17 protein-coding genes are annotated in these 17,645 nt (G+C 41.5%); 12 read left to right on the top strand and 5 right to left on the bottom strand.

Features of this window, described 5'->3' with window-relative positions; all coding sequences use genetic code 11:
* Positions 1-189 precede the first annotated feature (189 nt).
* The 3 genes from MKI79_RS03825 to MKI79_RS03815 all read left to right on the top strand — a co-directional run bounded on the left by MKI79_RS03825 (position 190) and on the right by MKI79_RS03815 (position 2,465).
* Entirely contained in the window at positions 190-954 is a 765-nt protein-coding gene (locus MKI79_RS03825) for a 3-hydroxyacyl-CoA dehydrogenase (RefSeq protein WP_241570741.1), read from the top strand.
* Between the two features lie 78 nt (positions 955-1,032).
* The gene (locus tag MKI79_RS03820; protein ID WP_241570740.1) at positions 1,033-1,512 is read left to right on the top strand and encodes a YaiI/YqxD family protein; all 480 of its coding nucleotides are present in this window, start codon (positions 1,033-1,035) and stop codon (positions 1,510-1,512) included.
* A 50-nt stretch (positions 1,513-1,562) separates the two neighbouring features.
* On the top strand, positions 1,563-2,465 hold the full coding sequence (locus tag MKI79_RS03815; protein ID WP_241570739.1) for a DMT family transporter: 903 nt from the start codon (positions 1,563-1,565) through the stop codon (positions 2,463-2,465).
* A gap of 23 nt (positions 2,466-2,488) precedes the next feature.
* On the opposite strand, the gene MKI79_RS03810 is transcribed toward MKI79_RS03815, so the two are convergent.
* The gene (locus MKI79_RS03810; RefSeq protein WP_241570738.1) at positions 2,489-3,088 is read right to left on the bottom strand and encodes a PilZ domain-containing protein; all 600 of its coding nucleotides are present in this window, start codon (positions 3,086-3,088) and stop codon (positions 2,489-2,491) included.
* A 25-nt stretch (positions 3,089-3,113) separates the two neighbouring features.
* On the opposite strand from MKI79_RS03810, the gene MKI79_RS03805 reads away from it, so the two are divergent.
* From MKI79_RS03805 to MKI79_RS03795, 3 genes are all read left to right on the top strand, one after another.
* Entirely contained in the window at positions 3,114-4,349 is a 1,236-nt protein-coding gene (locus MKI79_RS03805; protein WP_241570737.1) for a lipoprotein-releasing ABC transporter permease subunit, read from the top strand.
* Positions 4,342-5,076 carry a lipoprotein-releasing ABC transporter ATP-binding protein LolD gene (gene lolD / locus MKI79_RS03800; protein ID WP_241570736.1) on the top strand — a complete coding sequence of 245 codons (735 nt, stop codon included), beginning with the start codon at positions 4,342-4,344 and terminating at the stop codon, positions 5,074-5,076. The genes MKI79_RS03805 and lolD overlap by 8 nt, the downstream gene beginning before the upstream one ends.
* Before the next feature lie 206 nt (positions 5,077-5,282).
* Positions 5,283-7,886 (top strand): DNA internalization-related competence protein ComEC/Rec2, encoded by a 2,604-nt coding sequence (locus tag MKI79_RS03795; RefSeq protein ID WP_241570735.1) that lies wholly within the window; start codon positions 5,283-5,285, stop codon positions 7,884-7,886.
* Here the strand turns inward: MKI79_RS03795 and MKI79_RS03790 are convergent.
* Entirely contained in the window at positions 7,833-8,786 is a 954-nt protein-coding gene (locus MKI79_RS03790; protein ID WP_241570734.1) for a lysophospholipid acyltransferase family protein, read from the bottom strand. The two genes, MKI79_RS03795 and MKI79_RS03790, sit on opposite strands and share 54 nt — an antisense overlap.
* Positions 8,787-8,941: 155 nt before the next feature.
* Here MKI79_RS03790 and sppA point away from each other — a divergent pair, with 155 nt between their 5' ends.
* Entirely contained in the window at positions 8,942-9,985 is a 1,044-nt protein-coding gene (gene sppA / locus MKI79_RS03785; RefSeq protein ID WP_241570733.1) for a signal peptide peptidase SppA, read from the top strand.
* 163 nt (positions 9,986-10,148) lie between these two features.
* The gene (locus MKI79_RS03780) at positions 10,149-10,952 is read left to right on the top strand and encodes an alpha/beta fold hydrolase (protein WP_241570732.1); all 804 of its coding nucleotides are present in this window, start codon (positions 10,149-10,151) and stop codon (positions 10,950-10,952) included.
* Positions 10,953-11,188: 236 nt separating this feature from the next.
* Here the strand turns inward: MKI79_RS03780 and rpsI are convergent, their stop codons facing one another.
* The 3 genes from rpsI to MKI79_RS03765 all read right to left on the bottom strand — a co-directional run bounded on the left by rpsI (position 11,189) and on the right by MKI79_RS03765 (position 13,201).
* Complete coding sequence (gene rpsI, locus MKI79_RS03775; RefSeq protein WP_092619374.1) at positions 11,189-11,575, bottom strand: 30S ribosomal protein S9; 387 nt, start codon at positions 11,573-11,575, stop codon at positions 11,189-11,191.
* 12 nt (positions 11,576-11,587) lie between these two features.
* Entirely contained in the window at positions 11,588-12,016 is a 429-nt protein-coding gene (rplM, locus tag MKI79_RS03770; protein WP_092619377.1) for a 50S ribosomal protein L13, read from the bottom strand.
* A gap of 153 nt (positions 12,017-12,169) precedes the next feature.
* Entirely contained in the window at positions 12,170-13,201 is a 1,032-nt protein-coding gene (locus MKI79_RS03765; RefSeq protein WP_241570731.1) for an AraC family transcriptional regulator, read from the bottom strand.
* A gap of 312 nt (positions 13,202-13,513) precedes the next feature.
* Here MKI79_RS03765 and MKI79_RS03760 point away from each other — a divergent pair, with 312 nt between their 5' ends.
* The 4 genes from MKI79_RS03760 (at position 13,514) to MKI79_RS03745 (ending at position 17,641) form a co-directional block, all read left to right on the top strand.
* On the top strand, positions 13,514-14,632 hold the full coding sequence (locus MKI79_RS03760; protein ID WP_241570730.1) for a CaiB/BaiF CoA transferase family protein: 1,119 nt from the start codon (positions 13,514-13,516) through the stop codon (positions 14,630-14,632).
* Between the two features lie 208 nt (positions 14,633-14,840).
* Positions 14,841-16,484: a nitrite/sulfite reductase gene (locus MKI79_RS03755; RefSeq protein ID WP_241570729.1), complete on the top strand. Its 1,644-nt coding sequence runs from the start codon at positions 14,841-14,843 to the stop codon at positions 16,482-16,484.
* Entirely contained in the window at positions 16,477-16,962 is a 486-nt protein-coding gene (locus MKI79_RS03750; RefSeq protein WP_241570728.1) for a DUF934 domain-containing protein, read from the top strand. The genes MKI79_RS03755 and MKI79_RS03750 overlap by 8 nt, the downstream gene beginning before the upstream one ends.
* 208 nt (positions 16,963-17,170) lie before the next feature.
* Positions 17,171-17,641, top strand: coding sequence for a VOC family protein (locus MKI79_RS03745; protein WP_125280282.1), 471 nt, complete (start codon positions 17,171-17,173; stop codon positions 17,639-17,641).
* The last annotated feature ends 4 nt before the right edge of the window (positions 17,642-17,645 follow it).

Below are 17,645 nucleotides of genomic sequence, written 5' to 3'. Positions count from 1 at the left end.
TTTTATGCAATGAAATTTTATATAGTTATAAGGCATAAATGATTATTTTCAAGTGTTTGTCAGTAAAACAGAATTTATGTTACTTAAACTTATTGACGATAATGACAATGTGAAATGATGATTTACGCTAAAGAGGATACACATTTGTTCTGCTAGTGTATGTGGCAAAGTAAGCGAGGTGAGAAGTATATGGATTTAGAAAATAAAGTAGCCATTATTACAGGTGGTGCATCAGGATTGGGTTTAGCAACAGTTAAGCGGTTTGTTCAGTTGGGCGCAAAAATTGCGGTTTTGGATTTTAACGAATCTGCAGGAGTAACACTGTCATCTGAATTTTCAGATCAGGTTTTATTTGTCAAAACCAATGTAGCCGATGAGTCTTCTGTACAGCAGGCGATTACGCAAGTCATGGCGCGTTTTGGGGCGATTCATATTTGTATTAACTATGCAGGGGTGGGCGGTGCAGTGAAAACGCTTGGTAAAAATGGCGTTTTCCCACTCGAAGAATTTAATCGTGTCATTCAAATTAATTTAGTTGGTACATTTAATGTACTACGCCTTGCGGCAGAGCAAATGGCAAAAAATGAATTGGTCGATGGTGAACGTGGGGTAATTATTAATACTGCATCGGTCGCCGCTTTTGAGGGACAGGTTGGTCAAGCTGCCTATAGTGCGTCAAAAGGTGGTATTGTCGGCATGACTTTGCCGATTGCTCGTGATCTTGCGCAGTATGGTATCCGTGTAAATACGATTGCGCCTGGACTGATTCATACACCACTCTTTGATAGTTTGGGTGAAAAAGTCATTGAATCGCTTTCTGCGACGGTGTTGAATCCACAGCGTCTTGGGCAACCTGATGAAATCGCTCAAACAGCACAATTCATCATTGAAAATGCTTATATGAATGGTGAAACGATCCGTGTTGATGGCGGCATTCGGATGCAACCACGGTAAAACGCTCTATTTTTATAGGGTAAATTCAGCGAAATATGACTACAATGCAGATTATTCTAGATAATCTGCATTTTTTTCATGGCTACTGAACCTCAATTTCACCTTTGGATCGACGCCGATGCCATTCCCAATGTACTTAAAGATATTATCTATCGTGCATCAGATCGCTTCGCTCTTGAAGTGACCTTTGTAGCGAATCAGGCCTTAAATATTCCACGATCAACACGGATCAAGACTTTGCAAGTATTATCGGGTGCAGATGTAGCGGATCAAACCATTGTTGAGCGTATGCAAGCCACTGATATTGTTGTCACGCAAGATATTCCCTTAGCGGCACAAGTAATCGAAAAAGGTGGTGTGGCGATTCATCCACGTGGTGAGATTTTTACCGTCAATAATATTAAAGCACGTTTGCATCTGCGAGATTATATGGATAGCCTACGTGGAGCAGGGGTGCAAACTGGTGGTCCTGCCGCGATGAATGAGCGTGATAAACGTGAGTTTGCCAATGCGCTAGAGCAGACGATTCGTAAACAGATTCGGGCGACTAAAGCTTAAAATCATTTAATCTGCGACCAAATTCTACAATACACATTCTTGAGTAAAGCATGAATATCTCCAAGCAAAATGCGGTGATTACTTACATTGCACTTATTTTTATTTGGGCATCGACACCGCTTGCGATCGTCTGGAGTGTGGATACGATTGCACCGATGTGGTCGATGGTACTGCGGTTTTTCCTTGCTTTACCGCTGACACTGGGCTTGGTGTGGTTGATGAAGATTCCGCTACCATTCACACGGCAGACTTGTCTGAGCTATCTCGCAGGAAGCCTGAGTCTGATTGTATCGCAGACGTTTACCTATCTTGCTACAGCGCATTTGTCTTCAAGTATTATTGCGATGGTATTTGGCATGGCACCTGTGATTACTGGTCTGGTCGGTGCAATTTGGTTTTCTGTACAGCTCCGAGCTTTGCAGTGGTTAGGGATGTTTGTGGCGCTCGCAGGGCTAAGTAGCATGTGTTTGCTTGCGCAAGAGAGTATGCACTTCAATGTGATTGGGATTTTCTTGGTGTTGGCGAGTGTGACGATTTATTGTTTTTCCATGTATTTCGTCAAGCAAATTAATGCATCAGTCACACCATTTGCACAGGCTTCAGGTTCGATTATTTTCTCAACCATTATTGCGATTGGTTTTATCCCATTTATTTGGGATCAAGTGCCAACGACGATGCCATCGCTGAAATCGATTTCAGCACTACTGTTTACGGCTGTAGTAGCTTCAATTGTGGCAATGTTTTGCTATTTTAAATTGATTCAAAATATCTCGGCGACCACGCTGTCATTGACTACGGTGATGACACCAATTATTGCGTTGATTTTGGGTGCGGTGCTCAATCAAGAGTATTTGTCGATGCAGGTCTATTTAGGCATCATTCTGATTTTTATTGGCTTATTGATTTATTTTTATCATGATATTCAACGTATGCTCCGTGAGCGCATACGTTGAACTTATCATCTTTTTAGCCTAATTTAATTCTCGCTTTCAGCATAGTCAGCGTCTTCATGTTCTTCGTTGTGGATGCGCTCTACACAGGTCGCCAATTTTTCACGATCTTCATCATGTAGATTGACAAAGTGCGCACCAATACGATATTTGCCATCGTCACCCTCAAGGGTGTAGACCACGTGTGCAGTGGCAGCGACTTGGAAGTTGTTTTCGGTATCCATAAAGGTGAGGTGGATGTAGCTGTCATTTTGCATCGCTGATTTGGTAAAGAATGACAAGCCACTTTCTGAGATATTGATACGTTCTGGACTAGGCAACATGCCTTTAAGAGAATCGAAAGTGCTGTTATTGATCAAATCGATTTTTTGATTGAGCAGACTGAAAATATGTCCAAATCCCGGATGTTCTGTTTTAATTGCGTCAATTTCCCACTCAAGCACGCTGTCAATTTGTGCAAGTTCTGAAAGTAAAAGAAAATATCGTGGTATCATAAATTCTGGATTGTAGGGATCAAGTTCTGCTTGTTCTTGGCTGATCTCCTGATAATTAAATCTCAATAATGCATCAGCTCGTGAGCTTTCGCGACGTTCGCCGTGGGGAGCTGAGTGCTGAGTTTGAACCATTTTTTACTTCCTCGGATTTGATCGTATGTATAAACCGATCGCTTTTTATATAGGCTTACGCTATACGCGAGCGCGTCGTAGTAATCGTTTTATCTCTTTTCATGCTTTATCTTCTATGATTGGCATGATGCTCGGTGTTGCGGTACTCATCATTGTCTTATCAGTGATGAACGGATTCCAAAATGAAATTAAAAACCGTGTCCTTGGTATGGTGCCACAGGCGACCGTGTCTTCAAATCATATCATTACTGACTGGCAAAATATATTACCTGTCGTAGAAAACATTGAGCATGTACAAGGTGCTGCGCCATTTACTCAGTTGCAAGGGATGATCACCTCGCAGGGACAGGTGACAGGGCTTGTGGTGAATGGGATTGACCCAAAATATGAACCACGTGTATCCATTATCCAAGACAACATGGTGCAAGGTTCACTGGATAACCTGCAACAAGGTGAATACGGCATCATTTTGGGTAAGAGCCTCACCGATGCGCTTGGACTACGTGTCAATGACAAAATCACTTTGATTCTGCCTGAAGCGACACCATCACCAGCGGGTGTTGTGCCTCGTTTTAAGCGCTTTACCTTAGTCGGTATTTTTAGTGTGGGTGCAGATGTTGATGGCTTAGTTGGTTATATTGCATTGAATGATGCGGCAACTTTACTTCGACTGCCTCAAGGTGCACAAAGTGTACGAATGAAGCTTGATGATGTATTCGCTGCACCTGATGTGGTTGATCAAGCGTTAAGTCAACTTCCTCCACATTTCTATGGTTCGGATTGGAGTTATACACACGGTAGTTTGTTTAGTGCGATCCAAATGGAAAAATTCATGATTGGATTATTACTTTTCCTCATCGTACTGGTTGCTGCATTTAACATCGTATCGTCACTGGTGCTGATCGTCGCTGATAAACAAGCTGATATTGCGATTTTACGGACATTGGGCGCAACGCCATCGACCATTACCAAAATCTTTATTGTGCATGGCACCGTCATTGGTGTGATCGGCACATTCTTCGGGACGATACTCGGTGTCACCGTTGCATTGTCGATTAGCTCAGTATTTAGCTGGGTGACCAATGCTTTAGGATTGAATCCACTCGCTGCTTATGTGATTAATTATTTACCGTCAGAGCTGCTATGGCGTGATGTGACAGTGATTGTGGTGTTGTCTTTGCTACTCAGCTTCCTTGCAACGATCTATCCTGCTTTGCGTGCAGCCAAGACACAACCTGCGGAGGCGCTACGTTATGAGTAATGAAAATATGACTAATGAAAAGCGTCAAGCGATGAACAGCCAAAGCAATATTGTCCTTGAAGCAAAAAATGTACATCGTCGTTTTGATGATGGGCGTAATCAAGTTGATGTACTACGTGGCTTAGACTTATCCGTACAACAAGGTGAATTCGTTTCCGTCATCGGTACAAGTGGTTCGGGTAAAAGTACGCTACTGCATGTACTCGGCGGTTTGGATACGCCAACGCAAGGTGAAATTTTCCTCAAAGGACAACGCTTTGATACCTTAAAAGAATCAGAACGTGGACATCAACGCAACCTGCATTTAGGTTTTGTTTATCAGTTTCATCATCTTTTGCCTGAGTTTAATGCCTTAGAAAATGTCTGTATGCCATTGATGCTTCGTCAGGGCACGACTTTTCTTGAAGTAAAAAAGAAAGCAGAAAAGCTACTTGAGCAAGTCGGTTTAAGCCACCGTATGGAACATAAACCAGGTGAGCTATCAGGTGGCGAACGTCAGCGTGTGGCACTCGCTCGTGCATTGGTGACTGATCCTGATCTGATTCTTGCCGATGAGCCAACAGGGAATCTTGATCGTCAAACGGCACAAGGCATTTTTAGTTTGCTGAAAGAATTGCAGACAGATCGTCAAATGGCGATGTTGATCGTGACGCATGATGAATCGCTTGCCCAGTCCGCAGATCGAATTTTGCATATGCGTGATGGTGCATGGTTTAACGCAGAATAATCGTTGATCTTGATAGAAATTTATAAAAACTGATCTATGCAAATGGGTCAGTTTTTTTCTAAACAGTTTTAAATAAATCGCTCGACAATTCACTGGGCTTCAATTACTTTTAAATTTATCAGAATATAAAATATTAAATATGGTCAAGCAGTGATTCATTATAAAAAATTCATTTTAATAACTTGCACTAAAAAGGCGACAAGGTCGTGATTCGCTGGTTGTGTTTGGCATGGATTGTCGGGATTGTAACGCTTGGGATGCCACTTGGACTGATTGATAAATTTTATTCATTGTATTGGTTGATTCCTTGTCTAATTTCATTGCTATTACTATTGTCATTTTGGCGTTTTGATCGAACGTTGCAATGGAAATGGCTAAACGTTTTACTCAAATCCATTGCTTTTATTTCTACGTTATTTTTGGCTTGTAGTTATGCCGATCAGCGTTTACAGCATCGACTTGCCAATGATGTGATTGAACGACAGACCGTTGAAGGCATTGTTTATATTTCACAGCTCAGCGAAGGCAAACTAGAAAATTGGCGACAGCCTGCACAGCTTTTGATACCCGAACAAAATCGTAGTCTAAAAATATTACTTTATCCCAAGCGGATTTATGATGCGCAAGGTGAAGTGATTGGCATGAGTACCGATCAATTGGCACTGGGTCATTTTTATCAGATGACTTTGGACATTAAGCCACCGCATGGTTATGTTAATCATGGTGGCTTTGATCAAGAAAAATGGCTCTTACAACAAGGCATTCAAGGCACAGCAACGGTACTTTATAATCAGTCGATCACGGCTTCAGAAGTTCAATCTATGGGCTGGTATCGCTTTGTGGTGGATCAGCGAGGTTTACTCAATGATTGGCGGTTACAGGTTGAAAAGTTACGGTTTGAGTTTCGGCAACAGCTTTTAGAGCAAAACAATTTTAGTCATCACAATGACCTTGAAATAGCACGGCATAGCCAAGAGCACGGTCTGCTTTTAGGTTTATTGACAGGTGATCGTAGTGGCATTGATCACGCTACCACACAGCGTTTTCAGGTACTGGGTATCAGCCATCTTTTGGCAATTTCTGGACCACATGTGTTGCTTTTAGCGGCGATGTTGACATGGTTGTTGATGAAAACGTTACATCTGTCTATGCGAATGGGAAGACTAGAGAATCTTTATTTAAAGTTTCCACGACAATTATTCTATATCCCGATTTTTCTCAGTTTAGTCAGTTTTTATGTGGTGTTTACAGGCTTTGAGATTCCAGCATTGCGAACGTGGTTGATCGCTTGTATTGCGAGTATTTGTCTGTGGCAACGGTGGCAGATTTCAACTTTGATGATGTTGCTGATGACAGCGGTGATCGTACTGATTTTTGATTGCTTTGCGATTTTGTCCGCAGCATTTTGGCTCTCTTTTGTGGCATCAGGGATTTTGATCCTGATCTATCGACAAGTGCAGAAGCATGAATCGCATCCTGAAGATACATTCATTGATCATCTGAAATATGCATTTTCGTTGTTGTGGCAGACGCAGTGGCGTGTCTTTATTGCTTTGCTACCTATTGTGCTGTGGCAGTTTAAGGCTGTATCTGTACTTTCGCCTTTAGTGAATCTTATTGCGATTCCATTTTTGACCGTATTGATTGTGCCGCTGAACATTTTATCAGCGTTAATTTGGCAAGTCGTTCCGATTATTGGTAAGCCTTTGGGTGAATTACTGTGGGGATTATCTGCATTTTTATTATCCATTTTTCATTCGATTTTAAAGGCGATTGAGCCGATTGCGACGGCGTTATATTTACCGAGCTTTTTCACTGGTATGAGCTTATTGTGTATTGCGATTGCTGTGGCGATTTTGATGTTGCCTAAAGGGTTGATTAGCCGTTATTGGGCAATATTTTTTCTGATTCCGATATTTTTTCAACAAAGTTTGCGTGCACATTTGACCGTGGATATTCTTGATGTGGGGCAGGGACAAGCCATTGCGGTACATACACAGAAGCATCATATGTTGCTAGATACAGGTATGGGTGCTTGGCAGGAAGGTCAACCGACGATGGGTGATCGGGTGATTGTGCCGTATTTGCGTGATCAAGGTATTCGCAAGCTTGATGAAATATTATTGACGCATCTCGATCTGGATCATCGTGGCGGTACAGATGCGATTGTGCGAGAGATCGCAGTCAAACAACTGCGCAGTAATGAACAAAAAGACGGTGTGACGGATTATCCTGATGTGCCATTTATCCAATGTGAACGTGGTCAATCATGGCAATGGGATGGTGTATTATTTGAAGTGCTTTCACCCATGCCAAATGATCAGATACAAAGCGGCTTATTACAAAGTGCGAATGAATCATCATGTGTGGTTTTAATCACCTCGAATCATGTGGTTGATGATTTTAAAATATTAATGATGGGCGATGCAGGTTGGCTCACCGAATACCAATTGATGCGAGATTATCCTGATTTGACGGCAGATATTTTGGTGCTTGGGCATCACGGCAGTCGGCATAGTTCAGCTTATGATTTTTTAAAAAAAATTCAACCGAAATTGGCTGTTATCTCTGTGGGAATCGATAATCGTTATGGGCATCCAACTCCTGAAACGATTGCACGATTAAATGCTTTAGAAATTCCTTATGTAGACACCGCACAAATGGGTGGCATTCATATTGAACAAAAAAAGCTTGATGCGTCGTGGTCATGGCAATATCGACGAGCAGCTCGAAAGTGGCTTGAGCCGACCGACGATTCAGTCTCGCATAGTGCGGGTTTGGCTATCCCGAGCTTGAATGGTGCGGATTAAGTTGATACTTTCTGCATGAGGCAAGCTATATACTTTTTTGCTTTCAGGGTTGGCTTTGAAGCGTTTATAACTCCAATGATAATGCTGCGGATGACGTCGAATAAGCTGTTCAATATGTTGATGAATGATTGCTGTACCATTTAGACTACGATCATAAATCTGCGGATCCATCGCTTCGATATGTATATCAAAGCCTGATTGGTCATTTCGAAGCGCATAAAGTATCAATGCACGTGCGCTTGTCTTTTGAATCATTTTTGCACAGAGCTGACTACTTTCCACAGGGACACCAAACCACGGCACGAGCTCACCACCTTGCTTTGGTGTATGATCTGGCAGAATTACCGTCGTGCCACCATTCTTGAGTGCTTTGAAGATTTGCTTCACACCAGTTTCATTGGTTTGTACCAGTGTTGCACCCTCACGTTGACGTGCTTCGAGTACGATCTGATCCATGTTTGGATTTTTGATCGGCATATACATAATGGTCAGATCGGTATGTTGTGAAATCCACGCATTCATCACTTCCCAAGTGCCAAAGTGAGGCACGATCAGAACAGCACCTCTTTCTTCAGCTAAAGCTTGCTTCAGGCGTTCATGTCCATGGACTTGATGAATCAATGCGAGGTTTTGTTGATTGTTGTTGCTCCAAACGTGGAAGAACTCAAAATAGGAGCACAATTCATTTTTGATGGCTTGTTGAGTAACGTGTTCTCGTTCAGGGGCTGATAAATCGGCAAGTGCAATTTCGATATTCAGCCGAATCGTTTGAATGGTCTTAAACGATGGCATAATCGACAAAATATTAGCGATCATCACCGCTAAAAGTTGTAACAACTTCAAAGGCGTGTAATGAAATAGGCGTACTAGCCAAGCTAATCCATTAGACTTATTTTGCATAACTCATAGAAAAATCAATAAACTAAAATAATAATGAAAAAATTTACCTGAATTATAAGCTAAAAACAACGAGATGAAGAAGATTTACAGATCAATATAGGCAGTTGAATTGATTAACTGTATGATGTGCCAAAACCTTTATTTAGGAAAGCATAATGTCAGATTGGCCACCAAAACCATCTTCAGAACAACAATCAAACAGTCCTTCAAATCATTCGGATCAAAACCAAGTGCAAGGTCAAGAGTGGAAAATATTAGAAAAAGCGGTACTTGCTTCTGTTGAAGAACAACGTCGAGCACGTCGATGGGGCATTTTCTTTAAATTGCTTTCATTCCTCTATTTGATGTTTATTTTGATTATGCTCGGAAAAGGGTGTAGCACAGGTTCGCAAGTGGATGGTACGCCGATCGTATCCGATGAGCATATTGCTGTGGTTGATATTCAAGGCATGATCGCAGGCGATGCCACTAGTGTAAATAGTAAAGACACCAATAAAGCATTGAAGCGTGCTTTTGAAGCGAAAAATGCCAAAGCAGTCGTGCTTAACATCAACTCGCCGGGTGGCTCGCCAGTGCAGTCGGATGAGATTTGGCAAGAGATTCGTTATCAAAAATCACAAAACACCGATAAAAAAGTCTATGCCATCATTGGAGATATGGGTGCATCGGGTGCGTATTATATTGCATCAGCTGCTGATGAAATCTATGTCAATCCATCAAGTATTGTCGGTTCGATCGGGGTGATTATGCCGAATTATGGCGTAACTGAACTGGCGAAAAAGTTAGGTGTTGAAGATCGCACCATGACCTCGGGCGACCATAAGTCATTATTGAGCTGGACGAAGCCAGTCGATGAAGAAGAGAAAGCCCACGTACAAGCCTTGCTGAATAATGTTCATGAGCATTTTATCACTGCGGTGAAAGAAGGTCGTGGTAAACGTCTAAAAGCAGATACGCCAGATTTGTTCTCAGGACTGTTTTGGACAGGTGATCAAGCGATCAAAATTGGTTTGGCTGACAAAGCAGGCAATCTCACCACTTTAGCTCGTGAACTGAAAGTGGATAAAAAAGTAGACTACACCGTAAAACGTAGTCCGTTTGAATCTTTACTTGGTACTGTAGGTACATCTATCGGCAATGGCATTGGTCAGTCGATTAATCAACAGATCGAAGCCCAGTCACAAGCAAAATTACAGTAATAAGTAAAATTGCAGTAATAAGCTTGCAAAGCGATAACGGGTTGATCTCGTGATCTCATTTGCAGAAGTGTTCATTGCAATAGTAAAACCGCTCAGTTCTTTCTCTTGTCAGAAATCGGCAAGAGGGAGAAGATGAAGGTCTAATCCAATACGAATATAAGCTATGAAACCACTGATTCATTTTGCTCATGCCAATGGCATTCCATCTGAAACTTATCAAAAGCTATTTGATGCGCTGTCTGATGAATATGACATCATCTATACCACACCAGTGGGTGCGAATCCTCGTTATCCGATTACTAATCATTGGGATTATTTGGTAGAGCAAATTACCGATAGCATTGAATCACAAGCCAATGGTCGTAAAGTGATTGCATTAGGGCATTCGCTGGGTTCAGTACTGAGTTTTATGGTATCGAATAAACGTCCTGACTTGATTAGTCAGGTGATTATGCTTGATCCACCGTTGATCTTGGGCGCAGCATCTTTGGTCTTCCACATGTCCAAGTTGTTTTATCCAAAGTTCGTTGATCAAATTACGCCTGCGGGATTGTCAAAGCATCGTCGTGATCACTGGGAAAGTCGTGAGCAAGCTGCACAGCTTTTATCGGGGAGAGGCTTTTTTAAAGACTTTGATCCTGAATGTTTTAATGCTTATATTCAACATGGTTTAACTGAAGATACCGTGCGTGGTGGTGTGACTTTAACCATTCCTAAGGCAGCCGAAGTAGAAATTTTTAGAAAGAATCCATCGCTATGGTGGCTACCTCAGCCTCAACCCAAAGTTCCAGTAGATTTAGTCGTTGGGCAAGATAGCCAATTCTTAAAACGTAAATTTCCACAGGTAGCAAAACGCAAGCTAGGCATTCCATTCCAAGTAGTCGAAGGTGGACATATGTTCCCACTAGAGCATCCGCTAGATACGGTGAAAAAAGTCAAATCATTGATTCGTCAAGATTTGCTGTAACTCATCTTATATTTTGATTTTTTAAAACTGAGCTGCCATCACGGTGGCTTTTTTTATGTGTGGTTTTAATTGTGCGGATTTTTTGTGTGTAGGAGGGGTGCTTCAAAGTTTACCATTATAAACTCTAGCAATTAACTATCCGTCATTAACTATTTACCATAAAAAAACCTCGGAAATACCGAGGTTTTTTCGATTCTGTAAATCGTAATTCGTAAAGAGCCGTAGCTCTGAAAAAATTAACGCTTAGAGAATTGAGGACGTTTACGTGCTTTACGTAAACCAAGTTTCTTACGTTCAACTTCACGTGAGTCACGAGTAACGAAACCAGCTTGACGAAGCGCAGGCTTCAAAGTTTCGTCAGATGCGATCAATGCACGCGTGATACCGTGACGGATTGCACCAGCTTGACCACCGATACCACCACCTTTAACAGTGATGTAAAGATCATATTTGCCAGTTGCTTCAAGCAACTCAAGCGGTTGACGAACAACCATACGTGCAGTTTCACGACCGAAATACTCTTCGATAGAACGGTTGTTGATCACGAGTTTACCAGTACCAGCTGATAAGAAAACACGTGCAGTTGCGGTCTTACGGCGACCTGTACCATAATTTTGTGCCATGTCTTTTATCCCTTAGATATCCAAAACTTGCGGCTGTTGAGCAGTATGAGGGTGCTCGCTACCAGCATACACTTTCATTTTCTTGATCATTGCATAACCAAGAGGACCTTTTGGCAACATACCTTTAACAGCACGTTGGAAGATTTCTTCAGGTTTGTGCGCAACTAATTTTTCAAAGTTAGTTTCTTTCAAACCGCCTGGGAATTCAGTGTGGCGATAGTATTTTTTGTCAAGTGACTTGTTACCAGTAACTTGAACTTGTTCCGCATTGATCACTACGATGTAATCGCCTGTATCAACGTGCGGTGTAAAAGTTGTTTTATGCTTACCACGAAGGCGGCGAGCAATTTCAGTCGCTAAACGACCAAGTGTTTTACCTGATGCATCCACAACGTACCAGTCGTGTTGCACCTCAGCAGGTTTTGCACTGAGAGTTTTCATGAACGAAATACCTATTATAGTTGGTTTGTTCATTTTTAAATTGTGTAATCACACAAAACAAAACGACCAAACGAAAAGAAGCGCAAATTATAGGAGCTTTGAAAGTAAAGATCAAACAAATATTATGCTGAAATTCAATTTAGTTCGGTGTTTTTATTCCAAGTTTTCACTATGACGATAACCACCGTGAAGCTGTCGATATAAACCTGGTGTTACACCTGTCCATTTTTTGAATGCACGGTGGAATGTGCTGGTTTCACTAAATCCAACTTGCTGTGCGACATCTTCCAAAGTCAAATCATGGCGCAATAATAAGTGAATCGCCGCATCACGACGTAGCGCATCTTTGACAGCTTGATAGCTTTTGCCTTCGGTGGCAAGGCGACGACGTAAAGTCTGCGGTGACAGATACAGCATAGCAGCGACATCATTGAGTGTTGGCATTTCTTCGCCAATATGGCTTTTCAATACATCACGAATGCGATTGGTTAGTGAGTTTGTATTTTTAAATTTCACCAACAGCCCAGCGGGTGCAGTTTTTAAGAACTCTGCGAGAGTTTCTTCGGTCTGACGAATCGGCAAATCCAAATAATCTGCTGCAAAAGTGACCTCTGTACGCTGTGCATTAAACTGAATCACAGGTGCGAAAAATAAAGCATCATATTCGTCGGCATGCTTTGGACGATCATAGCCAAAATGAACACGTTCTAAAGGAATACGACGCTCAATCAACCAAGAGGCTAAGCCGTGCCAAATCATCAGCATACTTTCGGTAACGAAATGATCGGGATCGTATTTCGGCGGAATCGCAGGAATCAAACGTGCTTCATGTTTATCACGTTCAAGATTTACCGACCATTCATCACCAAATAAACGATAAAATTCAGTGGATCGCTCTAGTGCTTCGCCCAAAGTTTTGCAATGAATAATCAACTGACACATCATAGCAAAGGTGCCTAGTTTACGTGGTTGTACATCAAAACCAATGTGTTCATCTTGGGTGACAAGCCACAGCATTCGAGCAAATTGGGTATATTGATCGGGAGAAATACGTGCTTTGGGTTGTTTGAGCAACTCTGCTTCAATGCCAACGTGGGACAGTAACGTGTCGATATCTAGACCTAGACGTTTTACACCTGTAAGCGCAGCATTGACAAAATGAATGCTAATCGTATCACGGCTCATGTTTTTGACCTTTTTTTGGATTTCACTGCATCAGTGCAATCTCGTTCTTGCTAAAAAATACAAATGTTCACTGAGTAATTATGATAACGCATATTCTATATTCTGGAATATGTCATAATTTAAGTAAAATTGCAGTATTCTTTTATCTATCATTTACTTAACGTTGAATGAAATCAAAGATTAACTTTAGTCGAATAAGATTTGGCTTGGCAGAAAATGACAAGGCATTTGAGCAAAATGCGTATTGTCTGCTAGTTTGAAAATACATTATGGTACTGGCTTTACAGAATAAAGATTTAGGGAATATGTGAAATGGATGGTGCTTTAAGTGGTTTAAAAGTTTTAGATTTTTCGACTTTATTACCAGGTCCTTTTGCTACTTTAATGTTTGCCGATATGGGTGCAGAAGTCGTGCATATTGAATCGCCAACTCGGGTGGATTTGGTGCGTGTAATGCCACCTTATGCCAATAGGCAAGCCACAGCTCATAGCTATCTCAATCGAAATAAACAGTCGATCGCCCTCGATTTAAAAGATGCAAACTGTATTGAATTGATCAAATCTAAAATTAATGACTATGACATTGTGGTTGAGCAATTCCGTCCTGATGTGATGAAGCGACTCGGTTTGGGTTATGAGGCGCTTTCTAGGATCAATCCACGATTGATTTATTGTTCAATTACAGGTTATGGACAAACTGGTCAATATCGCAATCGTGCTGGTCATGACATTAACTATCTTGCTTTGTCAGGGATTGCAGGGCATAGCGGACGTAAAGCTTCTGGCCCACCGCCTTTGGGTGTGCAGGTTGCTGATGTGGCAGGAGGTTCACTGCATGCGGTGATAGCAATCTTGGCGGCTGTGGTTGAACGTGCTCGTAGTGGTTTGGGACAGTATATTGATATTTCGATGACGGACTGCGCAGTAAGCCTCAATAATTTGGCGGCATCTGCACAACTGGCGGCCAATCACAATGCAGAGGCAGAATCCGCCGCACTGAATGGCGGTAGTTTTTATGATTATTATCGCTGCGCCGATGGTCGATATCTATCTATTGGAGGCTTAGAGCCACAGTTCTTACAAGGCTTAGCTCAAGCTTTGGAGCTTCCGATTGTTGCTGAAAAAGGCCTATCGCAATTGCCTGACGATCAGAAATTAGTAAAGGAAGCGATTCAAAATAAAATTGAAAGGAAGGACTTGGCGTATTGGCAAGATTTTTTTGCACAGCTTGATTTGTGTGTAGAGGCAGTTTTAAGTTTGGCAGAAGCGTTAAATTCTGAATTGGCAGTTGAGCGGGAGTGGGTTGTTAATGTACCTTTAAATAAAAATGATACGGCTTTAGAGCGTCAGTTGGCGAATCCAATTCAATTTTCACGCTCAAAAATGCGTTATGACTATATTGGTCAGGCTTTGGGTGTAGGTGAGTGGTAATAGATTGGTAATTGCGAGCTTGATGAAGTGCTTCGAAATGGGATCTAATCAAACTCAGCGTTATTTAATTTAAGGATGAATGCACGATAAAGTGTGATTTGCTTATATCAATAAAACCGAAATAAAGTATGCAAAAAAAGCATTTTATTGATGAAGTAAATATCGGTATGCTACACACCTTTCTAGAATGACTTACTAGCTGAACGCCATGTATTTATATACCGACTTCGATCAACAGTTGCTCAATCAACGTGTTGCCCAGTTTCGAGATCAAACCGAACGCTATCTTGCGGGTAAACTGACAGAGGATGAATATCGTCCATTACGTCTGCAAAATGGTTTGTATGTTCAACGCTATGCGCCAATGTTGCGTATTGCCGTGCCTTACGGTCTGATGAATACCAAGCAATTGCGCAAGATCGCTGAGATTAGTCAGGAATATGACCGTGGCTATGCGCACGTATCAACACGTCAAAATATTCAGTTTAACTGGCCTGCACTGGAAAATGTGCCTGATATGCTGGCAGAGCTTGCAACCGTGCAAATGCATGCCATTCAGACCTCGGGTAACTGTATTCGTAATACCACCACAGACCAGTATGCAGGTGTTGTGGCGGGCGAAATTGCCGACCCACGTCCAACTTGTGAATTAATTCGTCAGTGGTCGACTTTCCACCCTGAATTTGCCTTCTTACCACGTAAGTTTAAAATTGCTGTGTCTGCACTCGAAGAAATTGACCGTGCTGCAACTGCGTTTCATGACATTGGCGTCTATATTGTTAAAAATGAAGCAGGCGAAATTGGCTATAAAATTAAAGTTGGTGGTGGCTTAGGTCGTACTCCAATTATTGGTAGCTTTATTCGTGAGTTCTTGCCACGTGAGGATTTGATTGCTTACTTAGAAGCCATTTTACGTGTCTATAACTTGCATGGTCGTCGCGACAATAAATATAAAGCACGTATTAAAATTTTGGTAAAAGCCCTAACTCCAGCAGTATTTGCAGAAAAAGTTGAAGCTGAATTTGCACATACCGTGAAAACCTTGAAAATTGATGCTGAAACTTTGAAAAAAATGGATGAAAACTTCACGCCATTTGCTTATCAAAACTATGCCGATGAAGATTTTAGTGAGCTGTTTGCACAGTATCCAAAATTCAAACAATGGTTCAACATCAATACCCATGCGCACAAAGTTCAAGGCTACCGTATTGTCACTATTTCATTGAAACGTGCAGGTGTTGCACCAGGTGACATGACAACCGAAGAAATGAATCTAATTGCAGATTTAGCCGATCAATATACCTTTGGTGAATTGCGTACCACGCATGAACAAAATATTGCCTTGGTAGATGTGCCACAAAAAGACTTATTTGCATTGTGGCAAGTCCTAGATGCTAACAACTTGGCGCGCGCACATATTGGCTTTATTACCGATATTATTTGCTGTCCGGGGGGTGATTTCTGTTCACTTGCCAACGCTAAATCTATTCCAATTTCAGAAGCTATTTCACGCCGTTTTGATGATTTGGATACCATTTATAATCTTGGTAAACTGGATTTGAATATTTCAGGTTGTATGAATGCTTGTGGTCATCACCACGTTGGTAATATCGGGATTTTAGGTGTGGATAAAAAAGGCGCCGAATTTTACCAAATCACTTTAGGTGGGCATGCAGACCATGATGCTTCAATTGGTGATATTTTAGGGCCATCTTTTGCTGCCGAAGTGATTCCAGATGTCGTGGAAGAAATTTTAAATACCTACTTAGATTTGCGTAGTGAAGGTGAAGACTTCATCGACACTTATCGTCGTGTCGGCATTCAACCATTTAAGGAGCGCGCTTATGCTTAATTTGACTCAGCCTGTGCTCGGCAAAGATGGCAGTATTTTTGAGAATACCTTTCAGCAAGTTTCTGAAGAAGGACAGTTGCCACAAGGTGATGTGGTACTAACCGTTGCGCAACTTGATCAATTACCGAATGTTTCAGGGAAAAAAGCATTATTTTTGACTGCGGAAGATTCACCTGAAACAACAGCATACCCACTGGATCAACTCGAGGCGATTTTTATTGATTTCGCAGGTTTTGGCGATGGTCGTGGTTACTCTTTTGCAGCGTTACTGCGCCGTCAAGGCTATCAAGGTGAATTGCGTGCAGTCGGTGATGTTTTTAAAGATGTGCTGAATTATCTAAAGCGTTCAGGTTTTGATAGCTTTGTGATTAAAGAGGGTAAGGATATTCAAGAAGCTGTGGCAGGTTTAAATGATTTTACCCATCCTTATCAAGCCTCAACGGCGGTAAGTGAAGCAAGCTACCAAACCAGCCGTTAAAAGTAACTCATGCTGTTTATAAAAATCCCGCACCTTGATGCGGGATTTTTTGTGATAGACAACGCAATTCTATCTAATTGAATAACGCAATTCTATCTAATTGAATAATAATCGGATAACAATTCAAAGATAGGATGTTACATGAACACATCGTATATTGTTTATACAATTTTGAAAAATCTAACTTAGGGAACGTGAGGATATAACAATGCAACTCAATCATTACTTAAACTTCAAGGGGCAAACCGAAGCTGCGTTTTTATTTTACCAATCAGTTTTTGGTGGCACATTTTCGAATATGACCCGTTATCGTGATATGCCACCCGAAGATGGTGTGAACTTAACTGAGGAAGAACGCAACTTTATTATGCATGTGTCACTGCCACTTAACGAACATACTGAGCTGATGGGTTCTGACTATATGGAAGCCTTCTGTGGAAATAACGCCAAAGGATTTATTCAAGGTAACAATCATTATATTTCCATCAATCTCGTCAATGATGAAACTGAAACCCGTCGCCTATTCAATCAATTGTCGGTGCATGGTCATATTGAGTGTCCTTTAGAAAAAACCTTTTGGGGTGCATTATTTGGTTCTTTTGTTGATCAATTTGGCGTGCAATGGATGGTGAATTGTCAGCTTGATGCGACACATGATAGCCAAGATATTGTGTTATAAATTT

Origin of the sequence: Acinetobacter sedimenti (genome assembly GCF_022601685.1) — a bacterium.
GTDB lineage: Bacteria > Pseudomonadota > Gammaproteobacteria > Pseudomonadales > Moraxellaceae > Acinetobacter > Acinetobacter sedimenti.
This window is presented reverse-complemented; position numbering and strand designations above follow the sequence as displayed.

Coding starts and splice junctions, on each gene's coding strand:
- MKI79_RS03825 (WP_241570741.1), top strand. CDS start 190: ATGGATTTAGAAAATAAAGTAGCCATTATTACAGGTGGTGCATCAGGA.
- MKI79_RS03820 (WP_241570740.1), top strand. CDS start 1,033: ATGGCTACTGAACCTCAATTTCACCTTTGGATCGACGCCGATGCCATT.
- MKI79_RS03815 (WP_241570739.1), top strand. CDS start 1,563: ATGAATATCTCCAAGCAAAATGCGGTGATTACTTACATTGCACTTATT.
- MKI79_RS03810 (WP_241570738.1), bottom strand. CDS start 3,088: ATGGTTCAAACTCAGCACTCAGCTCCCCACGGCGAACGTCGCGAAAGC.
- MKI79_RS03805 (WP_241570737.1), top strand. CDS start 3,114: ATGTATAAACCGATCGCTTTTTATATAGGCTTACGCTATACGCGAGCG.
- lolD (WP_241570736.1), top strand. CDS start 4,342: ATGAGTAATGAAAATATGACTAATGAAAAGCGTCAAGCGATGAACAGC.
- MKI79_RS03790 (WP_241570734.1), bottom strand. CDS start 8,786: ATGCAAAATAAGTCTAATGGATTAGCTTGGCTAGTACGCCTATTTCAT.
- sppA (WP_241570733.1), top strand. CDS start 8,942: ATGTCAGATTGGCCACCAAAACCATCTTCAGAACAACAATCAAACAGT.
- MKI79_RS03780 (WP_241570732.1), top strand. CDS start 10,149: ATGAAACCACTGATTCATTTTGCTCATGCCAATGGCATTCCATCTGAA.
- rpsI (WP_092619374.1), bottom strand. CDS start 11,575: ATGGCACAAAATTATGGTACAGGTCGCCGTAAGACCGCAACTGCACGT.
- rplM (WP_092619377.1), bottom strand. CDS start 12,016: ATGAAAACTCTCAGTGCAAAACCTGCTGAGGTGCAACACGACTGGTAC.
- MKI79_RS03765 (WP_241570731.1), bottom strand. CDS start 13,201: ATGAGCCGTGATACGATTAGCATTCATTTTGTCAATGCTGCGCTTACA.
- MKI79_RS03760 (WP_241570730.1), top strand. CDS start 13,514: ATGGATGGTGCTTTAAGTGGTTTAAAAGTTTTAGATTTTTCGACTTTA.
- MKI79_RS03755 (WP_241570729.1), top strand. CDS start 14,841: ATGTATTTATATACCGACTTCGATCAACAGTTGCTCAATCAACGTGTT.
- MKI79_RS03750 (WP_241570728.1), top strand. CDS start 16,477: ATGCTTAATTTGACTCAGCCTGTGCTCGGCAAAGATGGCAGTATTTTT.
- MKI79_RS03745 (WP_125280282.1), top strand. CDS start 17,171: ATGCAACTCAATCATTACTTAAACTTCAAGGGGCAAACCGAAGCTGCG.